Annotated in this window: 1 pseudogene; it reads right to left on the bottom strand. The window is 38.7% G+C overall.

Annotated elements, in window-relative coordinates:
• Nucleotides 1-204, bottom strand: a pseudogene (locus tag AT575_RS10510) (IS1182 family transposase); the annotation flags it as partial.

Below are 204 nucleotides of genomic sequence, written 5' to 3'. Positions count from 1 at the left end.
AAATGATAATCCCAACCATCCGGATGCGTGTAGGTATCACTAACCTCATCGTAAAACCAATTATCTAGATTCTTTGTAGACTGTTTCTGCTTTCTTTTCTGCTCCTTATCAAACATACCATATTTAATCAGGTGCTCAACTCCTAGTTGGTCAAGTCTAGTTAAGTTTTCTTCACTACCATAACCTGCATCCGCAACAACCATC

The sequence above is a fragment of the Streptococcus penaeicida genome (assembly GCF_002887775.1).
Lineage (GTDB): Bacteria > Bacillota > Bacilli > Lactobacillales > Streptococcaceae > Streptococcus > Streptococcus penaeicida.
This window is presented reverse-complemented; position numbering and strand designations above follow the sequence as displayed.